Genomic DNA, 8126 nt, shown 5'->3' with positions numbered 1-8126 from the left:
ACCGCGACCTCGATGGCCGCGTGACCACTGTCCACTTTTCGGGGTGAACCTCAGACAACTCAGTCACCTCAACCAGATTTCGTCCGACCCACTTAAACCAAACAGTCACACGTCAAGTACGGCGTGCACCTACGAGGATCGTAGTGGGATGATTGCGCCCAACCGCGACCAAAAAGGCTGCAAGGCACGGTTTCTGGCCATTCGACCCGGAGATGCAAGGGGGACTGCCCCCACTTCGGTTGACGCGTGGGGGTGATAGCTTCAAGCCGCGTATACAGCCTGGTTGATTGTCTCAAACTCGATCGGCGTGAGTTTCCCGAGGCGCCGTTGCCGGCGTTTGCGATGGTAGGTTTTTCTCGATCCAGGTCACGATCGCCAGCCGCAGCTGTTCTTGAGTTGACCACCGTTGACGGTCGAGGACGTTCTTCTGCAACAGTGAGAAGAAAGACTCCATCGCCGCATTGTCGCCGCACGCCCCGACCCTACCCATGGAACCTTGTAAACCGTTGTCGGACAATGCATGAATGAATTTTCGTGATCGAAATTGGCTACCCCGATCGGAATGTACGATCGTTCCGGCCGGATCCCGGAGCGCGACGGCATTGGTCAGGGCATTCACAGCCAGCGACGCTTTCATTCGCGAGTCGATCGAATAGCCGACGATCTTGTTCGAGTACACGTCCTTGATCGCACACAGGTACAGCTTTCCGGTGTCGGCTTGGATTCCAGCAATCGTCGCAACACCTACTGAAAGGTGTTGCAATGGCTGGCAAAAAGTACACGGATCAGCAGAAGGAAGAATTCTTCCGATTACTCGACAGAGGTGGCACGGTCCGCGCCGCAGCGCGTGCAGTCGGCGTTCATGAAAACGCCGGCTACAACTGGTTACGGAAAACAGGGCTGACCATGGCGCGGGCCGCGCCGCGCACCTACCCCGCGGAACTCAAAGCTGAGTTCTTGCGGCTCGTTCGCGAGCGAGAAATCATCTCGACCGTCGCTCATGAGCTGGGGATTCACCGGCCAACAGCCTATGCATGGGCGCGGAAAGCAGGAATATCAACCAGCGAGGCACGCAAAGTCAACCCGCGGCGCGAAGAATTCCTGCGTCTGCGAGCGGCGGGACTCACGCGCGTAGAGGCCAGAGCTCGCGTCGGGGCCGATGCCCGATCGGCGACCGACTGGGACAAGGGCATCACGATCATCAACCGAGGTCGGGTCTATCCCGACGGCCGGGTGGTGCGGTACCCGGTAAAGAACAATGACGGTGTGCCAGAACGAAGAACCCGCGCGATCGGCGGAAGCGTCGACCTCAACGTCGTCGAGAAGATCATCCATCCCCGATACCTCAGCCTGCTCGAACGCGAGCAGTTGCAGGATCTACGGCGCGCAGGGTTGTCGATCCGGGCGATCGCGTCAGAAATGCGACGCGCACCGTCGACGATCAGCCGAGAACTCAAGCGCAACACCGTCTCGGTGAGGGGATATATGCCTCATACGGCGCATCGGCTGTCCGTGAAGCATCGGGCCCGGCCGCGGCAGGCGAAGCTGGTTGCCAATGCCGAGCTTCGTTCCTACGTCCAGGGGAAACTGGCGAAAAGGTGGTCGCCGCAACAGATCAGTCACCGATTGGTCAAGGACTTTCCGACCACTCCGCAGATGCGTGCGAGCACCGAGACGATTTATCAAGCGATCTACGTCCACGCCCGAGGCGAACTCACACGGGAACTCGGAAAGCAACTGCGCCGCGGTCGAATTGCACGCAAACCGCACAAGCAGCCCGATGCCCGCCGGCCGCGGTTCGTCGACCCGATGAACTCCATCAGCAATCGGCCGGCGGAGGTCGACTCGCGAAAAGTTCCAGGACATTGGGAAGGTGATCTCATCATCGGCGCGCTGGGTGGATCGGCGATCGCGACACTAGTCGAACGCTCCTCCCGCTTCGTGATGCTCGGCCACCTCGGCCGCGAGCGGACTGCCGAAGCCGTCCGAGACTCCCTCATCACCACCGTCCGTCACCTGCCCACATCACTGCGGGGAACACTGACCTGGGACCAAGGCGCCGAGATGGCCGAACACCGCGCGTTCACCGCCGCGACCAACTTCGACGTCTACTTCGCAGACGCGGGCGCTCCCTGGCAGCGCGGCAGCAACGAGAACACCAACGGTCTACTGCGCCAATACTTCCCGCGCGGAACCGACCTGGCAGTGCACAGCGTCGACAAACTCTTGGCCGTCGCGGAGGAGCTTAACGATCGACCCCGGAAATCACTCGACTGGGACACCCCTGCAGAGCGCCTGAGTGCTTTACTGGAAGTCTCGTAACCACGAGTGTTGCGACGATTGCTGGAATACAAGGCGGAGGAGGGAAGCAACACTTCTTCGGCGGAGAGGATTACCAGCTCTGGATGAAGAAGAACTGCTGCGAACCCCGCGCCGGGTTCAGCACGCCGAGAGAAATTTCTCCGCCTCGCGCTGCGGCTTCGTCAGCGAACTGGTCGAGGTGTCCTCGGACGCCGTCAGTACCTGCGTAAATCGATCCTGGGGCCACGCGCACACCGACCTGACTCGGCGTGGTGACAGATTCGATCGCATCGCCGGCGTTAACCTGACCGAACAACGCGGTCTCGCCCTGGTTCAGCTGAACCCCGATGCGCCCGTTGTCGTTGATCGGAGCGATAGCTGATGCTGTGCCTGCGCCGCTGAGCGCGATGGCTGCAATACCGGCGGGAATCAAAGCGGCTGCGGTAATCGTCTTGCGTAGGCGCGTCATTCAGCTTCTCCTTCATCAGGACCCGTTCCGGATGTAAGCATCCATGGGCCACGTTTGTCTGGTTCTTCCCGTCACAGTCAACGCCATCTCGCAAACATTGAGCAATCTAGTTGTTCGGTTTGAGATGCAACTCACTGTGGCTAAACCGTTGAAGTCTAAATTGTTTCAGCGAAACGGCTGGCCAGACCCTTGGATCTTTTTGGAAGCAACCCTCAGGCCGTTACATCTTCGTTACCTCATGGACAATGCATCTCCGTGGCGAGGAAAGCTCGGTCCTCCTCGGATGCTGATCGCCACTGCAACCCGGCAGGCCGTGATCACCGAGCGCACCAACGACCTGGCTAATCTGATGAATCAGCACAATCACGCTGATCGAACGACAAGTGGGACTGCAAAGAAGAGGCGAAACTCTCTGGTGGATCTATGCCGCCTGCGCGAACCGTGTCAAGGTGAGGATCTCATCCGGATGCGGGGGTGAGACGTTTGAAGGTGCAAGCCGAGCGCAAACACCGGGTCCGCAAGTTGCGGGACCTGGTCATTTTCGCGGTATTCGGGGCAGTCTGTGTAGCGCTTGTCGGTGCGCTGCTCTTTCTCAAGAGTCATGCCCCGGTCGCCGATGAGGACTCGACGTCGTCGCTGCTGTCCGTCGGATCCGGTGCGGCAGCCACCAATACACCGGCCCAGCGGCCGAGTCGGTGCTCGTCTGTACCCGGCAATCTGGCGACGGCCGGGACGGCACCGGAACTGTTCGTCGGCACCTGGCAGGACACCGCAGACTCTCGTTCGCGTATGACCTTCGCTGCTGACGGAACACTCACCACTTGCTATGAGGGAATGGATGCCACAAGATCGGGCACGTGGGAGCTGATTCCGACCGCTGAAGTCCCCGACATCGCCGATGCGGCAGCACAGTCCGCAGAACCAGCGTTGCACACCCAACTGACCTTCGACGGCCAGCACCCACGCGATCAATACTTGGGCATCGGCGAACTCACCACCGACACAATCCGATTGATTCACCTGCCACGTGGCAACACCCTCACCTACACACGTGTGCACTGACGTGTCGAGGACGACGCCACCGCAAGACAGGATTCGGGCCTACGCTGCCGACCCCAACGCCCTCGGTAGGTATACGAGAGGCCGCAAAACCATCACCTTCCACACAACCCGCCGAGGGTAACCATTTCTTCGACCGTGACCGCGGAGCACTGCGATGATCTACACCTGCCCGATCTGCGGCAACCCGAACCTCACCCGCCGCCCGTACAACGACGACGATACCTCGGCTTCCGACGAAATCTGCCCCTGCTGCGGATTCCAATTCGGGTACGACGACCACGCCTCGGGGCGCACGCACGCGGCGTGGCGCCGGCACTGGATCGACAGCGAAATGCCGTGGTTCAGCCGCGGCCGCCGACCCCCACCAGGGTGGGACCCGGCCGCGCAACTGGCCGCGCAGATCGCGACCGAGAACCAGGAAGCGTTCGAACACCGCCCCGCCCACCCTCATCGCGAAATTCCTGCGTCGCCGACGTTCCCGTCGTACTCGGACCGGTTGCCGGAACCGCGGACGGGAGACGAACCGGACCTGCCCGTACAACCACACACCGCCCCGGCAGAGCTCGACCCGATCCGTCAATTTCACGCCGCAGCGTGGGAAGGTTCGCCCGAACAGCATGACAGTCACCACGCGGCGGTCGCCTACTACCGAAAACGGATCGCCCGTCCCGTCGGCTGGATCACCGACACGATCGCCCAACTTGTGACCACCTTCGCAGAGCAACTTCCGCGCACCGATCCTGATGCTGCGATCACGGTCAGCAAAAACGCACCGGACACCGACAGTCCCGCACAATTCACGGTTCACATCGCACCTGCGGGACCGCATGCCGGCAGCGAAGGGGCGTGGACGTGGCACATCGCTGTGAGCTTCGCCGCGATCTACATCAGCGGCGACGACCGGGCGACAAGCCTGATAGCCGCGACCTTCGTGCGGGCCGCCCAAAACCTCGGCCTCGTCTGCTTCGACCCCGGAACCGGACGGATCCTGCCGCTACCGAAGTAATCGTCCTACCTCGAAATCCGACGCCTCACAGAACAATCCACGAACTTGCAGGAGGATCCTTGGCGAAACTCGCACGCAACCTCATGTAGACCAGGCCTCATGCGGCGAGATGACGCATTCTCGGTTCAGTCAGCTGTTGAGTTCGCTGAGGTGGTGAGCGGGGACGCACAGTGCGCCAGCTCATGGATGGGGATCCGGGTGCCCACCATGGAGGGATGCATCGAGATCACCCACCGCTGCGAAACGGGACGGCCCACCTGGGACGCATATGACATCGCGTAGCTTTGACCCCCAGCATCGGAAACTTCGTCGCCGCCGAGCACGACCTCGACGGGAACGGCATGAGGGAATGCCTCTGCCCACCAACGACTTGCCGTCGCTTCCCGCACGAAGGCGACTGCCTCGTCAAATGTCAGCGGCACCTTGTCCCCCCCACGGACTCTTCGGCCGTGTAGACCCGCCAATCGCTCAATCCCTGCTCATACGGCACGAACTCAGACTACCGATGCGCCCCTGTTCGACCGCGACCGACGGACACGATCACGTGGGCAACACGCGTGATCCTCGACGGAATTCCTTGCCCGCGCTGATTCAATCGGATAATGATTACACGAGGCTTGGTCGATGCCGAGCACCACACATTCCTCATCTCCGCGGCCGACACCGATCCCACCGAGACCTACTCAGAGGGGCAGGTGTTCGACGCAGGCAACAACCTGATCTCTGTTCGCACCGGCATCGCTTACGGGCCGGTGCACGTCACCCTCGAACAGCTCTCCGGCGACGACGACATGTTTCTCAACGGTGGCCCCGCGATCGACCTCGACGCCTGGGAAAATATCGAAGAGGTCCACGTAGTGTGCCGCCAACCGATGCTCTTCATCACCTTGGCGAACGAAATCGTCGAGGAGTTCGGGGAACTCACCTCCCCCACCGGCGCGCGTTGCTTCCGTATCGCCACGCGAGGACGTGCCGAGCACTGGGACATGGACGTCGACTCCGCCACCGAGGACTATCTCATCCAGACTTGGCCCGCTGGCAGCCCGTCGATGATCCGCGAGATCAAAGCCTCCGACGGTGTGTGGCCCGTCGAACACTGAACCGGCGCCGGCCGACCACCCTGTCTGGGACGCGCGTTTTGAAGGACTGTTGTGATGTTGGTCGAAAGCAAGCCCTGGCCGAGTTTGCCAGCTCTCGACCTGGAAATTCACGCGCCTCGGCTGGTCACGGGGCAGGAGATTCGTGTCGTGGAAACAGTCATCAGAAGTACCCCTCTTGTCGGAGTTTCCTTCGGCGCAGAAGGTGATTCCCTTGTCATCGATGCCCTTCTATGTGGTGCGCCCAGAATCTTGTTCAACGTGGCGTCGATGCCGTTGGCAGTGGTGTCGAAGGAATCGGACGGACATCCGATCGTCTATGGCGTGGACGGGATGCTCCCCGACGGCGGTATCGACGAAATCCCCCTGCTGCCGGGGCTTCCCGAAGGGCCGATGGCGTTGTACCCGGGCTGGGCTGGTGTTGGGTGCCGACTTCCGCGTCCAGGCCCAGGCTTACCGTGTGGTGGGCGGGATCGTGTACATTTCGCTGCACTGCCGAACCGAGCAGGGGACGTTCATGGACTACGACGTCGCCTCGATCGCAGTCGATCTTCTTCGTAGTCGGGCTGACGGCAAATTCGACATCGACATCCTCGCCGCCTCCGGCGCTCCCTCCGCAGAAGGAAGACCCACGGCACCGCCGGTGGATTGAGGTCGAGGGCCGCGAAGTCGTTCCCGATTGCCGCCCTGGTCGACTGACGATCACATGACAGTGCACCGGCACTAAGTTCTCCCACCCCTGCAACCCATGCGGGGCGCAGCCGGGGTCGTCATATCCTTCTGACGTGAACGCGATGAATCTTCCAGGCGCCGGACAGCGGGTTGCCCGCGCCGAGGTCGGTCACGCCCTACAGTTCGAAACTGACGAGCGCGTTCGATACTTCGTCGAGGAGAATCCCGTGCTCACCCGCCCCGACGACACCGAGATCACCATCGACCTTCCCGCGCCTGCATCCGGGGTAGACATTGCGGCAGAACTGGTCGGCGCGACAATCGAACTCAGCACCTGCCCCGCAGACGGATCACTCGTCGTACTGTTCGACACCGGTGCCGTGTTGTCGGTGCCACCGTCGCCGGACTTCGAAAGCTGGAACGTCTCCGCACCCGGGAACGTGCTCGTCGTCTCGGCCCCTGGCGGGACGATCGCAGCGTGGAACTGGCCGGACCTCAACTGAAGTGACCATCCCCGAGACCAGCATCACCGCCCGGCGTCACGCGCACGGCGACACTTCGGCCGCATGATTAGGCCTTGTCGAACCTTCCTGAACGTCGAACATGAGGACACATCGCGATGACTTCCGATCCCCCGCAAGATTCTTCAGCCGACTCGCCAGATCACTATCCGCTGGTCCTCGAGGTAGCCGACGACTATGTCCACGGCCGAAGATCTCTGCACTCCTTGGTGACCTTCTACGAATCGATCGTCGACAAGTACGAGGAAGAACAGCGCGACCGGCATGAAGTCCTACGCTGGGCGTGGCTGCAGATCGAAATCATGAACGCTCTACGACACGATGATCCCAGTCGCGCACCGCAAGACGAGGCCGAAGTGTGCGAAACCATCGATGAGTTCGTGACCACATTCCGGTCGCTCTATTCCGCGTCAGCCGTCACCGATGATGCTGGCAATCAGCAAGTTTGATCGCTCGGTGAGGGTGGCGCTGACGACAGCGCCCCAACTCGACGGCACATGCCATGATCATGCCTCATGAGTGGCATTCGGATCGCGTGGCTTGCGTTGGCAATCGCGGTGGGGGTATTGGGATCTGCGAGCGCTCAGTGGCCGGTGTACGAAATCACCAGTTGCGAAATCGGTTTCGATTCGTTGAGTTCGGCGGTATGCCTCGGCACAGTTCACGAGTACTTCGGTCGCCAACTGTTCCTGGTGTTGGCTATTCCTGTGGCGCTGTGCATCGTTCCGGCAGTGATCCCGCGGCCTGTGGTGTCTTGGATCGTTGCCGGTGCGATGCTCTCCACTGCTGTGTGGGGCTTCGCCGTCGCGTTCAGCTCCACAAACCCGTCTCTGATAGCGATGGTGGGGAGTGTTCCGGCGGCCTTCCTTGCGTTGGTTCTCGCCGCGACCCATCAGCTGATTGCCGTGAGGGACAGGGCTGCCGCGGGGACTACGCTCCGAGCCCGACGTTGGTCCAGATGTCGAGGTAGGTGGAGTAGTCAACGAAGTACGGGGGCT

The 8126-nt window shown here is 61.3% G+C and carries 10 protein-coding genes and 2 pseudogenes; 9 read left to right on the top strand and 3 right to left on the bottom strand.

The window, feature by feature from the left end:
- Nucleotides 1-261: 261 nt before the first annotated feature.
- A pseudogene (locus H7C86_RS36210) lies at nt 262-715 on the bottom strand (IS3 family transposase); the annotation flags it as partial.
- A 47-nt stretch (nt 716-762) separates the two neighbouring features.
- Between H7C86_RS36210 and H7C86_RS38150 the strand changes: the two are divergent.
- Together H7C86_RS38150 and H7C86_RS36205 are read left to right on the top strand one after the other, a co-directional pair.
- A pseudogene (locus tag H7C86_RS38150) lies at nt 763-888 on the top strand (transposase); the annotation flags it as partial.
- Nucleotides 889-906: 18 nt separating this feature from the next.
- On the top strand, nt 907-2322 hold the full coding sequence (locus tag H7C86_RS36205; protein ID WP_029538673.1) for an IS30 family transposase: 1416 nt from the start codon (nt 907-909) through the stop codon (nt 2320-2322).
- 70 nt (nt 2323-2392) lie between these two features.
- Here H7C86_RS36205 and H7C86_RS36200 read toward each other — a convergent pair whose 3' ends face one another.
- Nucleotides 2393-2770 carry a hypothetical protein gene (locus tag H7C86_RS36200; RefSeq protein WP_019749968.1) on the bottom strand — a complete coding sequence of 126 codons (378 nt, stop codon included), beginning with the start codon at nt 2768-2770 and terminating at the stop codon, nt 2393-2395.
- A 474-nt stretch (nt 2771-3244) separates the two neighbouring features.
- Between H7C86_RS36200 and H7C86_RS36195 the strand changes: the two genes are divergently transcribed.
- Nucleotides 3245-3832, top strand: coding sequence for a hypothetical protein (locus H7C86_RS36195; RefSeq protein WP_125461312.1), 588 nt, complete (start codon nt 3245-3247; stop codon nt 3830-3832).
- Nucleotides 3833-3986: 154 nt separating this feature from the next.
- The gene (locus H7C86_RS36190) at nt 3987-4838 is read left to right on the top strand and encodes a TFIIB-type zinc ribbon-containing protein (protein ID WP_182263448.1); all 852 of its coding nucleotides are present in this window, start codon (nt 3987-3989) and stop codon (nt 4836-4838) included.
- 125 nt (nt 4839-4963) lie between these two features.
- Here H7C86_RS36190 and H7C86_RS36185 read toward each other — a convergent pair whose 3' ends face one another.
- The gene (locus H7C86_RS36185; protein WP_019749972.1) at nt 4964-5260 is read right to left on the bottom strand and encodes a hypothetical protein; all 297 of its coding nucleotides are present in this window, start codon (nt 5258-5260) and stop codon (nt 4964-4966) included.
- Between the two features lie 180 nt (nt 5261-5440).
- On the opposite strand from H7C86_RS36185, the gene H7C86_RS36180 reads away from it, so the two are divergent.
- The 5 genes from H7C86_RS36180 to H7C86_RS36160 all read left to right on the top strand — a co-directional run.
- Nucleotides 5441-5938 (top strand): hypothetical protein, encoded by a 498-nt coding sequence (locus H7C86_RS36180; RefSeq protein WP_019749973.1) that lies wholly within the window; start codon nt 5441-5443, stop codon nt 5936-5938.
- Between the two features lie 415 nt (nt 5939-6353).
- Complete coding sequence (locus H7C86_RS36175; RefSeq protein WP_019749974.1) at nt 6354-6587, top strand: hypothetical protein; 234 nt, start codon at nt 6354-6356, stop codon at nt 6585-6587.
- A 142-nt stretch (nt 6588-6729) separates the two neighbouring features.
- The gene (locus H7C86_RS36170; protein WP_256921966.1) at nt 6730-7110 is read left to right on the top strand and encodes a DUF6188 family protein; all 381 of its coding nucleotides are present in this window, start codon (nt 6730-6732) and stop codon (nt 7108-7110) included.
- A gap of 116 nt (nt 7111-7226) precedes the next feature.
- Nucleotides 7227-7577 carry a hypothetical protein gene (locus tag H7C86_RS36165; RefSeq protein ID WP_019749976.1) on the top strand — a complete coding sequence of 117 codons (351 nt, stop codon included), beginning with the start codon at nt 7227-7229 and terminating at the stop codon, nt 7575-7577.
- A gap of 66 nt (nt 7578-7643) precedes the next feature.
- Nucleotides 7644-8126, top strand: a 483-nt coding sequence (locus H7C86_RS36160) for a hypothetical protein (protein WP_259349435.1), incomplete at its 3' end; no start/stop codon positions are given.

The organism is Rhodococcus sp. UFZ-B548, assembly GCF_903819475.1.
Taxonomy (GTDB): Bacteria; Actinomycetota; Actinomycetes; order Mycobacteriales; family Mycobacteriaceae; genus Rhodococcus_F; species Rhodococcus_F erythropolis.
Note: the sequence above shows the minus strand (reverse complement) of the source record. Positions and strands in the feature narration are given on the sequence as shown.

What these genes read in the sequence shown, in the direction of transcription:
- H7C86_RS36205 (WP_029538673.1), top strand. Translation starts at nt 907, where the DNA reads ATGGCGCGGGCCGCGCCGCGCACCTACCCCGCGGAACTCAAAGCTGAG.
- H7C86_RS36200 (WP_019749968.1), bottom strand. Translation starts at nt 2,770, where the DNA reads ATGACGCGCCTACGCAAGACGATTACCGCAGCCGCTTTGATTCCCGCC.
- H7C86_RS36190 (WP_182263448.1), top strand. Translation starts at nt 3,987, where the DNA reads ATGATCTACACCTGCCCGATCTGCGGCAACCCGAACCTCACCCGCCGC.
- H7C86_RS36180 (WP_019749973.1), top strand. Translation starts at nt 5,441, where the DNA reads ATGATTACACGAGGCTTGGTCGATGCCGAGCACCACACATTCCTCATC.
- H7C86_RS36170 (WP_256921966.1), top strand. Translation starts at nt 6,730, where the DNA reads ATGAATCTTCCAGGCGCCGGACAGCGGGTTGCCCGCGCCGAGGTCGGT.
- H7C86_RS36165 (WP_019749976.1), top strand. Translation starts at nt 7,227, where the DNA reads ATGACTTCCGATCCCCCGCAAGATTCTTCAGCCGACTCGCCAGATCAC.